Source organism: Caulobacter sp. Root343 (assembly GCF_001425745.1).
GTDB lineage: Bacteria > Pseudomonadota > Alphaproteobacteria > Caulobacterales > Caulobacteraceae > Caulobacter.
In genome coordinates this window covers 89,672-105,299 of the sequence record NZ_LMDF01000012.1, presented here as the reverse complement: position 1 = coordinate 105,299, position 15,628 = coordinate 89,672, and the positions used below count along the sequence as shown (strand labels likewise).

Here is a 15,628-nt window from a genome sequence, read left to right as displayed (position 1 = left end):
CCAAGACGCAAGAAAGGCGCGAGCTCACGCCCGCGCCTCCCTTTAAGCTGAGTTTCGATCAAGCAGCTAGTCGAGCTGGCGCTTGATCTCCTCGACGGTGAAGCACTCGATCACGTCGCCGACCTTGATGTCCTGGAAGCCCGCGAACATCATGCCGCACTCCTGACCGACGGGGACTTCGTTGACCTCGTCCTTGAAGCGTTTGAGCGTCTGCAGGGTGCCCAGTTCCAGGACCACGATGTCCTGACGGACGATCCGGACCTTCGCGCCCTTGCGGACCACGCCCTCGGTGACCTTACAGCCGGCGACCCGGCCGATCTTCGAGATGTCGAAGGCCTGCAGGACCTCGGCGTTGCCAAGGAAGGTTTCGCGCTGGATCGGGGCCAGCATGCCCGAGAGCACGCCTTTGATGTCGTCCAGCAGGTCGTAGATGATCGCGTAGTAGCGGATCTCGACCCCTTCGCGCTCGGCAAGGGCTCGCGCCTGGGCGGAAGCCCGGACGTTGAAGCCGATGACCGGCGCGCCAGCGCCCTTGGCCAGCATGACGTCGCTTTCGCTGATCGCGCCGGCGCCCGACAGGATGATCCGCGCGCGGACCTCGTCGGTCGACATCTTGTCCAGCGAACCCAGGATCGCTTCGGCCGAACCCTGCACGTCGGACTTGATGACCAGCGGCAGTTCTTTCAGCTTCTTGTCCTGAAGCTTGGCCATCATCTCGGCCATCGAAGCGCCGGCGCCCACCGGGGCCATCGACTTCTCGCGCTTCTGGCGGATGCGGTACTCGGTCAGCTCGCGAGCGCGGGCCTCGTTCTCGACCACGGCGAAGGCTTCGCCCGGCGAGGGCACGCCGTCCAGGCCGAGGATCTCGACCGGGGTGGCCGGACCGGCTTCGGTCAGCTGCTCGTTGCGCTCGTTCAGCAGGGCGCGAACCCGGCCGAACTGGCTGCCGGCGACGACGATGTCGCCGCGCTTCAGCGTGCCGCGATTGACCAGCACGGTCGAAACCGCGCCGCGACCCTTGTCCAGCTTGGCCTCGATCACCACGCCGTCGGCGGTGCGGTCGGGGTTGGCCTTCAGGTCCAGCACTTCGGCCTGCAGCAGGATGCCTTCCAGCAGCTCGTCCAGGCCGGTGCGGGCCTTGGCCGAGACCTCGATCAGCTGGGTGTCGCCACCCAGGCTTTCGACGACGATCTCGTGCTGCAGCAGCTCGTTGACCACGCGGGTCGAGTCCGAGCCCGGCTTGTCCATCTTGTTGACGGCGACGATGATCGGCACGTCGGCGGCCTTGGCGTGTTTGATCGCCTCGATCGTCTGGGGCATGACGCCGTCGTCGCCAGCCACCACCAGCACCACGATGTCGGTGATGTTGGCGCCGCGGGCGCGCATCGACGAGAACGCGGCGTGGCCGGGCGTGTCGAGGAACGTCACGCGCTGGCCGTCCTTCAGGCGAACCTGATAGGCGCCGATGTGCTGGGTGATGCCGCCGTGTTCGCCAGCGGCCACGTCGGTGGCGCGCAGGGCGTCGAGCAGGCTGGTCTTGCCGTGGTCGACGTGGCCCATGATCGTGACGACCGGGGGCCGGGGCTCCAGGTGATCGTCGTGATCGTCGGCGCCGATGAAGCCTTCTTCGACGTCGGCTTCCGACACGCGCTTGACGGTGTGGCCGAATTCGGTGGCCACCAGCTCGGCGGTGTCGTTGTCGATGACGTCGTTGATCTTCAGCATCACGCCCTGACGCATCAGGAACTTGATGATGTCGACGCCGCGCACGGCCATCCGGTTGGACAGCTCCTGCACGGTGATGACGTCGGGAATGACGACTTCACGGCTGACCTTGACGACCTCGGCGGGACCGCCGCGACGCTTTTCCTTTTCGCGTTCACGGGCCCGGCGAACCGAGGCCAGCGAGCGCATGCGGTCGGCGGAGTCTCCGTCACCGGCCACGGCCTGAATGGTCAGGCGACCTTCGCGGCGGACCGGAGCGCCCTTGGCGCGCGACACGGCCTTGCCGGGGGCGGCGGCCTTACGGCGATCGTCCTCGTCGTCGGGACGACGGCTGACTTCGCCGCCGGGACGCGGCGCCGAGCGCATGGCGCGTTGGACTTCCGGGGTCGCCGGAGCGGCGGCCGGAACGCCAGGACGCGGACCGCGCGGACCACCGGGGCCGCCAGGGCCCCGCGGGCCGCCGGGCGCCGGACGCGGCGCGAGGGCCGAGTAGCGCACGGTCTGCTGCGGACGATCGCCTTGCGGGCGGTCACCCTGCGGACGATCGCCGCGATAGCCGCCGCGATCCCCCTGGGGACGGTCGCCTTGCGGACGATCGCCCTCGGGACGCGGACCACGCGGGCGGTCGCCTTCGGGGCGCGGGGCGCGCTGGCCGAAATTGGCGCCGGCGTCGGGACGCGGCGAACGTTGATTGAACGGGCTTTGCGGGGCCGGGCGATAGGTCGTCGTGGTCGGACGATCGTCGCGGCGCTCGCGGCTGGGCTCGTAGGTGCGGGTCTGGCCGGCGCCGGTCTGAGCCGCGCCGGTCTGACGCGACGCGTCATGACGGGGAGCTTCCTGGCGCGGCGCTTCCTGACGCGGGGCCTCGGCGCGCGGGGCGGCCGGAGCTTGCGCCGCGGGCTGGACCGGAGCCGCCGGCGGCGGGGTCACGGGTGCGGCTGGCGCCGGAGCGGAAGCCGCCGGGGCCTGGGCGACCGGGGCTTGAGCGACGGGGGCCTGGACCGGAGCCGGAGCCGAGGCGGCGCGTTCGGCCGAGGCCTTGGCGGCGACTTCACGCTGGGCGGCGTCCTGAGCGGCGCGAGCGCGAGCCTCGGCGGCGGCCTGGTCGGCCGCCTGACGGGCTTGGGTCTCGCGAGCGGACTCGATGGCGCGTTGACGGGCGCGGAGCTCTTCCTGCGACAGGCCGCCTGCCGAACCACCGCCGCCGGACGAGGCGTTGCCGCCGCCGTGCGATTGCTGCGGGCGCTGAGGCGGGGCGTCGTGACGGCGCTCGGCCGAGGACGGCGCGGCCAGGTTGCCGCTCGCCGGCGCATGCGACCGCGTGCGCTTGGTTTCGACCACCACCGTCTTGGTCCGGCCGTGGCTGAAGCTCTGCTTCACGACCCCGGCGCTCACCGAGCCCTGGCGGGGCTTCAGCGTGATCGGGGCTCGTCCGCCGGGTCGGCCGTTTTCGTTCTCGTCGCTCATGCGCTCGCTTGTACTTCCGCCAGGCGGTACCCGGCTAAAAAAACCGCTCGTTCCATGTGAGAAAGGGGCCTGGACGTACCCCCACAAGATGGAGGCGCGTTTCCCGACCCTTCACTCACGAGCACGACCCGGACGGCCGTACTCCCTCAAAGATTCTAGAGCTTTTCGATCGCATCGACCGCTCGGTGCGATCGAAAAACTCTAGAGCCTGTCCTTGGCCGGCGAACCGACCGGGGGCGAACAGGCTCGCCCCCTATTCCTCCGGAAACCCGATGGGCTTCTGGTGGTCCTCGCGTCCGTTCGCCGACCATTCGGGCGGCAAAAGCGGGCGGAAGCCTGACAAACGCTCGACGTCTAAGGTCCAGCGATCGACACCGCGCCCGGCGAGGAGCGCCGTGTGTATCACATTCTCCCCGCCCAAGGCCAAACCCAATTCGTCCGAACTGAACGCGCCCAGAAAACGGGGCGGCGTCGAGGCCTTGCGGGCGGCGGATAAAATCTTTCGGCGACCATCTTCGGCGCTGTCGGACGCCTCGATCAGCCAGGCCACCTTGCCCGTTCCCAGGGCGGCGACCACCTTCTCGTATCCCGAGATAATGCTCCCGGCCTTCCGCGCAAGGCCCAGGCCGTCCAGAACCCGACGGGCCAGCAGCGCCTCGACTTGGTCGGCCAGGTCGGCCGGCGCGATCAGCTTGGTCTTGGCCGCCCGCGAGAACAGGCCCTTCTTAGCGGCGGCCGCGATCGAGTCCCGGTCGGCGCCGACCCAGATCCCCCGGCCCGGCAGCTTGCGCGCGACGTCGGGAACCACGACCCCGTCCGGGCCCGCCACGAACCGGACCAGACGCGCCTCGTCCGTCGCCTCGCCCAGGACGATGTCCTTGCGCAGGCGATTGGCTTCGGCGTGGGTCTTGGGCGCGGCGGTTTCGGTCATGAATCCTTCTAGGTCAGGCCTTGTCGAACGAACGGCCCCGCGGATCGCTCCGCGAGGCCGTCACGCATCGCTCGAAGGCGCTTAGGCTTCTTCTTCCGGAGCGGCGTCTTCGACGACGGCCTCTTCGGCGGCGGTCTCTTCGCCGGCGGCTTCGTCGGCGACGACTTCGCCCTCGACTTCGCCTTCGACGTCACCTTCGTATTCGGCTTCCGGCTCGTATTCCGGCTCCGGCGGCGCCTCGACCCAGCCCATGGCGACGCGAGCACGCATGATCAGCGCCTCGGCGTCTTCCGGCGACAGGTTGAAGCTTTCCAGGATGCCCGGTTCACGCACGCGCTCGCCGTTCTTGGTCTCGAACCAGCCGCGCATGTCGTCGGGCACCAGGCCGGCGAGATCCTCGACGGTCTTCACATCGCCTTCGCCCAGGGCCACGGCCATGGCCAGGGTCACGCCCTCGACGGCCAGGACCTCGTCCTGCACGCCCAGCTCCACGCGCTTGGCGTCCAGGGCGGCGGCTTCCTTGTCGAGGAATTCGCGGGCGCGAGCCTGCAGCTCCTCGGCGGTCTCCTCGTCGAAGCCCTCGATCGAGGCGATCTCGTGCGGCTCGACATAGGCGACGTCCTCCACCGCGGCGAAGCCTTCGGTGACCAGCAGCTGGGCGATGACCTCGTCGACGTCCAGGGCTTCCTGGAACAGGGCCGTGGTCTCGGTGAACTGCTTCTGACGGCGCTCGCTCTCCTGGCTCTCGGTCATGATGTCGATCTGCCAGCCGGTCAGCTGCGAGGCGAGGCGGACGTTCTGGCCGCGACGGCCGATGGCCAGCGACAGCTGCTCATCGGGCACCACGACTTCGACGCGCTCGTCTTCCTCGTCCATGACGACCTTGGAGACTTCGGCCGGGGCCAGGGCGTTGACGATGAAGGTGGCTTCGTCTTCCGACCACTGGATGATGTCGATCTTCTCGCCCTGCAGCTCGGCCACGACCGCCTGCACGCGCGAGCCGCGCATGCCGACGCAGGCGCCGACCGGGTCGATCGAGCTGTCGTTCGAGATGACGGCCATCTTGGCGCGCGAACCCGGGTCGCGGGCCACGGCGCGGATCTCGATGACGCCGTCGTAGACTTCCGGCACTTCCTGGGCGAACAGCTTGGCCATGAAGCCGCCGTGCGCGCGGCTCAGCATGATCTGCGGGCCCTTGGTCTCGCGACGGACGTCGTAGATGTAGGCGCGGATGCGGTCGCCAACGTTGAAGTTCTCGCGCGGGATCGACTGGTCGCGGCGCATGATGCCTTCGCCGCGGCCCAGGTCGACGATGACGTTGCCGTATTCGACGCGCTTGACGCTGCCGTTGACGATCTCGCCGACGCGATCCTTGTACTCGTCGTACTGACGCTCGCGCTCGGCCTCGCGGACCTTATGCATGACGACCTGGCGGGCCATCTGGGTCTGGACGCGGCCGATCTCGAACGGCGGCAGAACTTCTTCGTAGACCTTGCCGATCTCGGCGTCGCGCCAGGTGCGCTTGGCGATCGACAGCTGCATCTTGCCGATCTCGCCTTCCAGCTCGGTATCGTCGGCCACGACCTCGATCACGCGCTTCTGCGTCATTTCGCCCGTACGCGGGTCGATCTTGACGCGGATGTCGTGCTCGGCGCCGTAGCGAGCGCGGGCGGCTTTCTGGAGGGCGTCCTCGATGGCCTCGATGACGACTTCCTTCTCGATACTCTTTTCGCGCGCGACCGCGTCGGCGATCTGCAGGAGTTCGAGCCGGTTGGCGGAGATGCCGATGGCCATGGTCAGTCCTCTTCACTTTCGGACAGGTCGTCGTTGTCGGATTGGATGCGAGCGGCGCGCTGTTCGGCGCCCCGCTTCATCAGGGTGTCGGTCATGACGAGCTTGGCGTCGATGATCCAGGCGAAGGGGAAGTAGACGGTGACGTCGTCCTCGCCCTCGATGTTCAGGCCCACCTGGTCGTCCTCGATCCCGGCCAGCTCGCCTTTGAAGCGCTTGCGGCCCTCGGCCACGCGGTCGAGTTCGATACGGGCCTCCAGGCCGGCATAGTCGTCGAAGTCCTTCAGGCGGGTCAGCGGCCGGTCGATGCCGGGGCTGGAGACCTCAAGCGTATACTCGCCGGTGATCGGATCGGCGGCGTCCAGGATCTCGGAGACGGCGCGCGACAGGCGGGCGCAGTCCTCGACGTTCATGTCGCCGCCGCTGCCGTCTTCCTGCAGCGGGCGTTCGGCCATGATCTGCAGGCGACGCTGCTCGGCCCCGCCCATCAGGCGCAAGCGGACGATTTCGTAGCCGACGGTCTCGGCCACGGGATCGAGCATCTCGATCAGATCACGGTCTTCCTGCGTCTTGCCGCGCAACGTGTTTCTCAACTCGGTCAAGGCCGCCGGCGAACCCGCCGAGCGACCAAAGAAAAAGCGGCAGCCTTTCGGGCCGCCGCTCGAAAGCGCCATCTAGCGCTAACGGACGATGTGGAGCGCTTTATAGGCGAATTGGAAAACCTTGTCGACTCCGTCGACGCTCGCCCCTTCCGCGCCGCAGCATTTTTGGCCTATAAGCCCGTCCGCGCAGGCCGCCTCCCCGCGGACCTCATAAGACGAAGAGTCACAATGGACCTCTCCAAGATTCCGACCGGGGTGAACCCGCCTTACGATCTGAACGCCATCATCGAGATCCCGCAGGGCGGCGAGCCGGTGAAGTACGAGATCGACAAGGAAAGCGGCGCCCTGATGGTCGATCGCTTCCTGCACACGGCGATGTTCTATCCGGCCAATTACGGCTTCATCCCGCACACCCTGGCCGACGACGGCGATCCCGCCGACATCATGGTCGTGGGCCCGACCCCGGTGGTGCCGGGCGCGATCATCCGCTGCCGCCCGATCGGCACCCTGATGATGGTCGACGAGGCCGGTTCGGACGAGAAGATCCTGGCCGTGCCGGTCGACAAGCTGCACCCGTTCTACACCGGCGTGACCAGCTGGCGTGACCTGCCGACCATCCTGACCGAGCAGATCGCCCACTTCTTCCAGCACTACAAGGACCTGGAAAAGGGCAAGTCGACCAAGATCAGCGGCTGGGCCGATCCGGACGAGACCGCCGACATCATCCGCACGGCGATCAAGCGCTACAACGAGACCTACTAAGGCTGGGAAATGGCCAGGATCGATCTCACCTTGCGGATCATCCTGGCCGACCCGCCGCCTGGCGTGGTGTTTTCCAAGCAGGACGCCAAGAGCCGGCCGGTCGATCCGGTCCGCGCCGAGACCGGCGACCTGTCCTTCGACATCCCGATCACCCTGACGCCTACGCCGGACGGTCTTCGCCCCGGCGGCGGCTTCGTGCGCAACGACGATCGCGGGCGGTTCGTCTACATCGCCTCGGGCCGGCAGGCCGGCGACTGCCGGACGGAATGGTCGCGGCGGATCAAGGTCTATCTGCACGATCTGCCGGCCGCCGAAACGGGCGCCGTCCTGGAAGCGACGATCGCCGGGCGCGCGGCTGACGGCGGCCCCGCCTGCGCCACCGTGCCGCTGCTGTCCGGCTGGCGGCCAATCAAGCCCTAGAGCTCAAACCCTGAAGCTCAGATCCGGACGAAGTCCAGGAACACCGGGGCGCAGTCGCCCAGCTTCTTTTCCTCGTAGCGGGTGGTGACGTGGTCGGCCGGGATCGCGTTACGGTCGGCCGTCTCTTCGGCGAAGCGGAAGTTCGGATCGGCCAGCACCCGCTCGGTGGTCCACTCGCCGTAGTCGGCCCAGTCGGTCGCGAAGCGCAGGGCCGCGCCCGGTTTCATCACCCGCGCCAGCTTGGCGACGAATTCTGGCTGGATCAGGCGGCGCTTGTTGTGACGCGCCTTGTGCCAAGGATCGGGGAACATGATGAAGACCCGGTCCAGGCAGGCGTCGGGCAGCCAGTCGACGACGTCGCGGGCGTCGCCCTCGTGCACACGGACGTTCTTCAGCGCCTGCTCTTCGACGTGCCGCACGGCGCTGGCCACGCCATTCACGAACGGCTCGGCGCCGATGACCAGGGCCTCGGGATGACGTCCGGCCTGGGTGGCCATGTGCTCGCCGCCGCCGAAGCCGATCTCCAGCCACACGGCCTTCGCGTCCGGCATCAGCTCCAGCGGCTGGAACGGGCCGTTCGGGACGCTGATCTCGGGCAGCAGGGTGTCGAGCAGGGCCTGCTGGCGCGGCTTCACCGGGCGCGACTTGATCCGGCCGAACGAGCGCAGCGGTCCGTGGGGAATGGGAGCGGAGGTCATGGGCGGCGTCTTAGTGCGTTGAGCGTGAAATGAAAACGGGCTCCGATCCGGTTGGATCGGAGCCCGCTTCGTAGTTCGGAGGGTGAGGCTTACGCCAGGCCCTTCAGTTCGCTGACCAGGTCGGTCTTCTCCCACGAGAAGCCGCCCTCGTTGTCCGGCGTGCGGCCGAAGTGGCCGTAGGCGGCCGTGCGGGCGTAGACCGGACGGTTCAGCTGCAGGTGTTCGCGGATCGAGCGCGGCGTGGCCCCGCCGATCAGCTGCGGCAGCAGCTTTTCCAACACGGCCGGATCGACCTTGCCCGTACCGTGCAAATCGACGTGGAACGAGACCGGCTGGGCCACGCCGATGGCGTAGGCGATCTGGATGGTGCAGCGGTCGGCCAGGCCCGCGGCCACGACGTTCTTGGCCAGGTAGCGGCACGCATAGGCGGCCGAGCGGTCGACCTTGGTCGGATCCTTACCCGAGAACGCGCCGCCGCCGTGCGGCGCGGCGCCGCCGTAGGTGTCGACGATGATCTTGCGGCCGGTGACGCCGGCGTCGCCGTCGGGGCCGCCGATCTCGAAGCGGCCGGTCGGGTTGACCAGCCACTGGGTCTTCTTGGTGATCAGGCCGTCCGGGAACACCGGCAGGATGTGCGGCTTGATCAGGTCCAGCACGCGCTTGGAGGTCGCGGCCTTGCCGTCGATCTTCTTCTTGTGCTGGTGCGACACGACGATCGAGACGACGCGGACCGGGCGGCCATTGCCGTCGTATTCCAGAGTCACCTGGCTCTTGGCGTCGGGCTCCAGCTCGGAGAGCTCGCCGCTATGACGCAGCTCGGCCAGGCGCTTCAGGACGTTGTGGCTGTACTGCAGGGTGGCCGGCATCAGCTCCGGGGTCTCGGTGCTGGCGTAGCCGAACATGATGCCCTGGTCGCCGGCCCCCTCGTCCTTCTTCTCGGTGGCGTCCACGCCCTGGGCGATGTGCGCCGACTGGCCGTGCAGATAGTTGGCGAACTTCGCCTTCTGCCAGTGGAAGCCCTTCTGCTCGTAGCCGATGTCCTTGATCGCCGCGCGAACCTTGGGCTCGAGCGAGGCGAGGATGTCCTTGGTGAGCTGCTTGTTGGCTTTCTTGTCGCCATCCGGCTTGCCGGCGCGAACTTCACCGGCCAGCACGACGCGGTTGGTCGTCACCAGGGTTTCGCAAGCTACGCGGGCTTCGGGATCAACCGCCAGGAAGGCGTCGACGACGGTGTCGCTGATGCGGTCGGCGACCTTGTCGGGATGGCCCTCGGAGACGCTCTCGCTGGTGAAGATGTAGGACGAACGGTTCAAGAGACAGCTCCGGCCTTGGAAATACGCGCGCGGGCATGCGCCCGCTTCGGCGTCCAGTTAGACCGGAACCATATAAAGATATGTTTATGCGAGCAAGGCGAGGTTAGCTATCAGCCGTTTCAGTCGGTCTCGGCGGTCGCGATTTCTTCCTCGGCCATTGAGCGGACCAGCTCCAGGATCCGCCGGCGGACCTTGGGACGGGTGATCCTCGGAAACAATCCCGCCAGCTCCAGGCCTTCCGACGTCATCAGGAAGTCGTGCACGAACGGTTCGCCGCCCTCGGCCATGCCCTCACGGGTGGTGTCCGCCAGGCCCTCGAAGAAATAGCCGACCGACGACTGCAGACTCTTGGCGATCTCATAGAGCTTGCTGGCGCTGACCCGATTGGCCCCCCGCTCGTACTTCTGGATCTGCTGGAAGGTCAGGCCCAGGTCCTCGGCGAGCCGCTCCTGACTGACGCCCAGGATCTTGCGGCGCATACGGATGCGGGCGCCAACGTGCAGGTCGACGGGATTGGGGTGGCGTTCGGTGTCCGACGGCTCGCTCATACCCACGCTTGATAGCTGAAATTGCGGTTTTAATTCAGCCTAAGTCTTTCAAGCGCGCAATAGAGGATTAGGTTTTACCTGCCCGCGGGCGAGCTGACGCAACCGCAGATATCAGTAGAAGCCCGAGAAACGCGAAGTCACCGAAGTTGTCGAAAGGTGTAACCTCACCCTTCCCCGGTATAACCGCGTCGATGACTCCAGCTTGTCCTAGATCCAGCCGGGCTCCGGGGACGATTCGACCACGCGCATCAATGACAGCGCTGACACCGGTGGGCGTGGCGCGCAGGATCGGTTTGGCGCTTTCGATGGCGCGATAGCTGGCCAGGTTCAGATGCTGCAGCGGTCCCGAGGTGACGCCGAACCAGGCGTCGTTCGAGACATTGATCAGGACGCGGACGTCCTTGTTCCGCCGGGCCAGGCCCGGGAACAGGCTCTCGTAGCAGATCAGCGGCTGGACCAGCAGGTCGGGCGAAATCCGCAGCGGCGCGGGCCGCGGACCGGTGGCGAAACCGTCACCGAGATGGGCCAGGCTCTTGAACCCGATCCGGGTCAGGAGCGCCTCGGCCGGCAGGTATTCGCCGAACGGCACCAGCCGGTGCTTGTCATAAACCCCGACGACCTGGAGATCGCTGGCCGTGCGGCGCAGGGCGATCAGGCTGTTGTAGTAGGTCGGCTTGTCGATCGGGCCTTCATAGCGATAGCCGCCGATCAGCAGGGTCTGGCCGGGCTTAAGGCTGTCGAGGATCGCGTGCCGGACCCAGGTTCCCTGCGCGAGATAGTCGTCGATCGCCGCCGGCAGGGCGCCTTCGGGCCAGATCACCAAGTCGGCCGGTTTGCCGGCATAAGGCTTGGCGGTCAGTGAGACATAGGCCTGGACGATCTGGGCGAAGCGCGTGGCGTCCCACTTGGCGTCCTGCTGGATGTCGGCTTGGACGATGCGCACCGAGGTCGGCGGCCCCTTGGCCAGCGGCCGCGACTGGACCACCGCGCCATAGGCGTAGAGGGCGACGAGGCCGGCGACGGCCGCGCCGATCGCGATCTGTCCGCCCTTGCCCTCACGCCACACGGCGGGCGCGGCGGCGATCGCCAGGGTGATCCAGGTCAGGCCATAGGCGCCGACCAGGGCGGCGGTTTGCGATGGGAAGGACCCCGCCCGCCAGGTCTCACCCGGCAGGTTCCAGGGAAAGCCGGTCAGGACATGGCCGCGTGTCCACTCCAGCGCCGCGAAGGTTCCGGCGAAGGCCAGGACGCGCCAGGCGCTCGCGGGGCGAACCAGGCGATAGAGCAGGCCCGCGAGCCCCCAGAACAGCGCCAGGCCCGCCGCCATGGCCGCGACGGCGAACGGGGCCATCCAGCCCTGGTTGGCGGCGTCGACCAGGAAGGCCTCACCGATCCACCAAGTGCCGAGCCCGAAATAGGCGAGACCCGCCAGCCAGCCGCGCCAGAAGGCCGAGCGTAGCGGCTTGGCCTCGTTCGCGTCGTCCAGCAGATGCAGCAGCAGGGCGTAGCCCAGCAGGCCCGGCAGCAGGCCGAACGGCGGATGGGCCAAGGCGGCGGCGAGGCCGGCGACCAGCGCCAGGACCGGACCGCTCCAGGCGCGCTCGCGGAAACGGATCCAGGCGTTCACGAGGCGTCGATGTCCCCGAGTGCGCTCTCTGGAGTGGCCTGGTGCGTCAGCGGCCGCGAGGGACCGCCGCGCACCCGCACCCGGCGGACCCGGCGCGGATCGGCCTCGACCACCTCGAACTCGTAGCCGTCAGGATGGGCGATCAGCTCGCCCCGCTGCGGCACGCGGCCGGCCAAGGCCACGACCAGGCCGGCGACGGTGTCGATGTCCTCTTCCATGTCCGAGGGCGCCAGCTCACGGCCCAGGACGGCCTCCAGCTCTTCCAGCGGCGCGCGGGCGTCGGCGTCGAACATGCCGCCCGGACGCGCCACGATCGAGGCCGAGGCCGCGTCGTCGTGCTCGTCGTCGATCTCGCCGACCACCGCCTCGATCAGGTCCTCCATCGACACCAGGCCGTCGGTGCCGCCGAACTCGTCGATGACCAGCGCCATGTGGATCCGGCTGGTGCGCATGCGCAGCAGCAGGTCGGCGGCCTTCATCGAAGCGGGGACGTAAAGCGCGTCGCGGCGCAGCTTGTGCAGAACAAGGTCGTCGGCGGCGGGGCGCTTGGCCTCGTCCGACAGCAGGCGGAAGACGTCCTTGATGTGGATGACCCCGACGGGATCGTCGAGCGTCTCGCGATAGATCGGCATCCGCGAGTGCTCGGCCTCGGCGAACTGGGCGACCACCGCCTCGAACGGCGTGGAGAGCTCGACGGCCACGATGTCGGCGCGCGGGGTCATCACGTCGGCGACCCGCAGGGTCTGGAAGGCCTCGGCCTGGTCGACGATGTCGACGGCGCCGCCGGGGGCTGGCGGTTCGGGCGGACGCGCGGGCTGGCCGCCGCCGGCCGTCAGCCGCTTGCGCATATGGCGAAGGAACGCCCGCACGCCCCGGCTCCGACGAGCTGGAACGGCGGGCTGTTGACTAGGCTCGTCGCTGGGCATGGCCCTGTTCAGCGTCCCTCTTCATCGCCGGCATGGGGATCTGGCCCATATGGGTCTGGAATATCCAGTCCCGCCAGGATCTCGCGTTCGAGCGCCTCCATGGCTTCCGCCTCGTCGTCGCCCTCGTGGTCGTATCCTAGGAGATGAAGCACGCCATGCGCCACCAGATGTTGCAGGTGGTGATCCAGCGACTTGCCCTGCTCGGCCGCCTCGCGGGCGCAGACACCGTAGGCCAGAGCGATGTCGCCGATCTGGCCCTCGGGGTTTGGGGGCGAAGGAAAGGACAGGACGTTGGTCGCATAGTCCTTCTGGCGGAAGTCGCGGTTCAGCGCCTGGACGCTGTCGTCGTCGGCCAGCAGGATCACGATCCCGTGGCCTTCGATGTCCTCATGGGCGTCCAGCACGGCCTGGGCCGCGCGCCACACCAGGGCCTCGGCGTCCGGCGCGGCCGCCGTCCAGGCGTCGTCCTCGATCTCGATGTCGACGGTGATGCTCATCGGCCTATCGCGGGGTGCTTTGCGCCGCGTCGGCGTCGTAGGCCTTGACGATGCGCTCGACCAGCGGGTGACGCACGACGTCGGCCGAGGTGAAGCGCGAGACCGCGACCCCCTCGACCCCTTCCAGGATCGAGACGGCGTGGGCCAGGCCCGAGTCGCGCGGATTGAGCAAATCGACCTGGGTCGGGTCTCCGGTCACCACCATCCGCGCGCCCTCGCCGAGGCGGGTCAGGACCATCTTCATCTGCAGGCGCGAGCAGTTCTGCGCCTCGTCGACGATGACGAAGGCGTGGCTGAGCGTGCGACCGCGCATGAAGGCGATCGGGGCGACCTCGATCTCCAGCTTCTCGCGGCGACGACGCAGCTGGTCGGCGCCCATGATGTCGGTCAGGGCTTCCCAGACCGGGGCCATGTAGGGGTCGACCTTCTCGTTCAGGTCGCCTGGCAGGAAGCCCAGCTTTTCGCCCGCCTCGACCGCTGGGCGGGTGACGATCAGACGATCGACCTCGCCGCGCAGCAGCATGCCGGCCCCGTGGGCCACGGCCAGGAAGGTCTTGCCGGTGCCGGCGGGGCCCAGGCCGAAGCTCAGCGGGTGGCTGGCCATGGCCTCCATGTAGCGGGCCTGGCCCTTGGTCTTGGGCGAGACATTGCCCTTGCGGACGGCGCGGGGCGAGGCCTGGCCGCCGGTCTCGTGGGCCGAGCCGATGGCGATGCGGGCGTCGGCCTCGACGACTTCCTCGCCGGCGTCGGCGCGGTCGGCCAGGGACTGAATGACGCGCTTGGCGCCGGTGCGCCCACGGGCGTCGCCGGTGATGGTGACGCCGCCGCCCGGCGTCTCGATCAGCACCTTGAAGGCGTCCTCGATCAGGGCGGCGTGACGGCCGCTGGGACCGGAAACGGCGTGGACCGCGTCATCCGACAGCGGCAGGAACTCAGGGGTGCGGCTCAAGCGGTCTCCAGAACAGCCGTGGTTTCGAGCTTGCCGGCCAGGCTCATCTTGGCCGCGCTCTCGATACGGACCGGAACGATCGTCCCGATCAAATGTTCGCCGCCTTCACAGTGGACGGCTTGCAGATATGGGCTGCGACCCACGATCTGGCCAGGGTGGCGGCCGGCCTTCTCGAACAGCACCGGCAGCACCTTGCCGACCTGGCTGGCGTTGAAGGCGCGCTGCTGCTCGTCCAGCAGCTGGTTCAGGCGCTCGAGACGCTCGGCCTTGACCGCTTCGTCGACCTGGCCGGGCATGGCCGAGGCCGGGGTGCCTGGGCGGCGAGAATATTTGAACGAGAAGGCGCTGGCGAAGCCGACCTCGCGGACCAGTTCCAGCGTCTTCTCGAAATCGCCGTCGCGCTCGCCGGGAAAACCAACGATGAAGTCGCCGCTCATGGCGATGTCCGGGCGCGCTGCGCGGATCTTCTCGATCAGCTTCACATAGCTCTCGGCCGTGTGGTCGCGGTTCATGGCCTTGAGGATCTTGTCCGATCCCGCCTGCACCGGCAGGTGTAGGTAGGGCATCAGCTCGGGCAGCTCGCCGTGGGCCTCGATCAAATCGTCGCCCATGTCACGCGGGTGGCTGGTCGTGTAGCGGATGCGGTCCAGGCCATCGATGGCCGCCAGCCGACGAACCAGCTTCGCCAAGGTCGAGCCGTCGCCGTCGTAGGCGTTGACGTTCTGGCCCAGCAGGGTGACCTCTCGCACGCCCTGGTCGGCCAGGCGCTTGGCCTCGTCGACGATGTCGTTGACCGGCCGCGACCACTCGCCGCCGCGCGTATAGGGCACGACGCAGAAGGTGCAGAACTTGTCACAGCCCTCCTGCACGGTCAGGAACGCGGTGACCCCGGTCACGTGGCGCTCAGCCGGCAGGGCGTCGAACTTCTCTTCCGGTGCGAAGTCGGCGGCCAGACGCTCGCCGGTCGCCCGGTGGGCGCGGGCGATAAGTTCGGGCAGCTGGTGATAGGCCTGCGGTCCGACCACCAGATCGACCGCCTTCTGGCGATGCATGATTTCCTTGCCCTCGGCCTGGGCGACGCAGCCGGCCACGGCGATGGTCATGCGACCGCCCGCCTCGGCCTTCCGATCCTTCATCTGCTTGATGTAGCCGAGCTCGGAATAGACCTTCTCGGTCGCCTTCTCGCGGATGTGGCAGGTGTTCAGCACCACCAGGTCCGCGCCCTCCGGGTCGTCGACCACGCCATAGCCCAGCGGGCGCAGGACATCGGCCATGCGCTCGCTGTCATAGACGTTCATCTGACAGCCGTAGGTCTTGATAAAGAGGCGCTTTTGCGGGGTCTCGCTCATCCGGCGAGGTTATGGGGTCGCCG

At 68.0% G+C, this 15,628-nt stretch carries 14 protein-coding genes; 2 read left to right on the top strand and 12 right to left on the bottom strand.

Annotated features, from left to right (window positions below):
- Positions 1 to 66: 66 nt before the first annotated feature.
- The 4 genes from infB to rimP form a co-directional block, all read right to left on the bottom strand.
- Complete coding sequence (gene infB, locus ASC70_RS23825; RefSeq protein ID WP_056055558.1) at positions 67 to 3,192, bottom strand: translation initiation factor IF-2; 3,126 nt, start codon at positions 3,190 to 3,192, stop codon at positions 67 to 69.
- A gap of 253 nt (positions 3,193 to 3,445) precedes the next feature.
- Entirely contained in the window at positions 3,446 to 4,123 is a 678-nt protein-coding gene (locus ASC70_RS23820) for an RNA-binding protein (RefSeq protein ID WP_056055555.1), read from the bottom strand.
- A gap of 81 nt (positions 4,124 to 4,204) precedes the next feature.
- Positions 4,205 to 5,917, bottom strand: coding sequence for a transcription termination factor NusA (gene nusA / locus ASC70_RS23815; protein WP_056055553.1), 1,713 nt, complete (start codon positions 5,915 to 5,917; stop codon positions 4,205 to 4,207).
- A gap of 2 nt (positions 5,918 to 5,919) precedes the next feature.
- Entirely contained in the window at positions 5,920 to 6,495 is a 576-nt protein-coding gene (rimP, locus tag ASC70_RS23810) for a ribosome maturation factor RimP (protein ID WP_047413769.1), read from the bottom strand.
- A gap of 249 nt (positions 6,496 to 6,744) precedes the next feature.
- Here rimP and ppa point away from each other — a divergent pair, with 249 nt between their 5' ends.
- Together ppa and ASC70_RS23800 are read left to right on the top strand one after the other, a co-directional pair.
- On the top strand, positions 6,745 to 7,278 hold the full coding sequence (ppa, locus tag ASC70_RS23805) for an inorganic diphosphatase (RefSeq protein WP_047413770.1): 534 nt from the start codon (positions 6,745 to 6,747) through the stop codon (positions 7,276 to 7,278).
- A 9-nt stretch (positions 7,279 to 7,287) separates the two neighbouring features.
- Complete coding sequence (locus tag ASC70_RS23800; protein ID WP_056055550.1) at positions 7,288 to 7,698, top strand: DUF5990 family protein; 411 nt, start codon at positions 7,288 to 7,290, stop codon at positions 7,696 to 7,698.
- 17 nt (positions 7,699 to 7,715) lie between these two features.
- On the opposite strand, the gene trmB is transcribed toward ASC70_RS23800, so the two are convergent.
- The 8 genes from trmB to miaB form a co-directional block, all read right to left on the bottom strand.
- Positions 7,716 to 8,396 (bottom strand): tRNA (guanosine(46)-N7)-methyltransferase TrmB, encoded by a 681-nt coding sequence (trmB, locus tag ASC70_RS23795; protein WP_056055547.1) that lies wholly within the window; start codon positions 8,394 to 8,396, stop codon positions 7,716 to 7,718.
- A gap of 89 nt (positions 8,397 to 8,485) precedes the next feature.
- Positions 8,486 to 9,709 carry a methionine adenosyltransferase gene (metK, locus tag ASC70_RS23790; RefSeq protein WP_047413773.1) on the bottom strand — a complete coding sequence of 408 codons (1,224 nt, stop codon included), beginning with the start codon at positions 9,707 to 9,709 and terminating at the stop codon, positions 8,486 to 8,488.
- A 119-nt stretch (positions 9,710 to 9,828) separates the two neighbouring features.
- Entirely contained in the window at positions 9,829 to 10,263 is a 435-nt protein-coding gene (locus ASC70_RS23785) for a helix-turn-helix domain-containing protein (protein ID WP_162247264.1), read from the bottom strand.
- A 61-nt stretch (positions 10,264 to 10,324) separates the two neighbouring features.
- Positions 10,325 to 11,884, bottom strand: coding sequence for an apolipoprotein N-acyltransferase (gene lnt / locus ASC70_RS23780; RefSeq protein ID WP_056055541.1), 1,560 nt, complete (start codon positions 11,882 to 11,884; stop codon positions 10,325 to 10,327).
- On the bottom strand, positions 11,881 to 12,810 hold the full coding sequence (locus tag ASC70_RS23775) for a hemolysin family protein (RefSeq protein ID WP_056055538.1): 930 nt from the start codon (positions 12,808 to 12,810) through the stop codon (positions 11,881 to 11,883). The genes lnt and ASC70_RS23775 overlap by 4 nt, the downstream gene beginning before the upstream one ends.
- 8 nt (positions 12,811 to 12,818) lie before the next feature.
- On the bottom strand, positions 12,819 to 13,289 hold the full coding sequence (gene ybeY / locus ASC70_RS23770) for an rRNA maturation RNase YbeY (protein WP_162247267.1): 471 nt from the start codon (positions 13,287 to 13,289) through the stop codon (positions 12,819 to 12,821).
- Positions 13,290 to 13,311: 22 nt separating this feature from the next.
- Positions 13,312 to 14,256, bottom strand: coding sequence for a PhoH family protein (locus tag ASC70_RS23765; RefSeq protein ID WP_047413778.1), 945 nt, complete (start codon positions 14,254 to 14,256; stop codon positions 13,312 to 13,314).
- The gene (gene miaB / locus ASC70_RS23760; RefSeq protein ID WP_056055530.1) at positions 14,253 to 15,605 is read right to left on the bottom strand and encodes a tRNA (N6-isopentenyl adenosine(37)-C2)-methylthiotransferase MiaB; all 1,353 of its coding nucleotides are present in this window, start codon (positions 15,603 to 15,605) and stop codon (positions 14,253 to 14,255) included. The genes ASC70_RS23765 and miaB overlap by 4 nt, the downstream gene beginning before the upstream one ends.
- Positions 15,606 to 15,628: the final 23 nt, after the last annotated feature.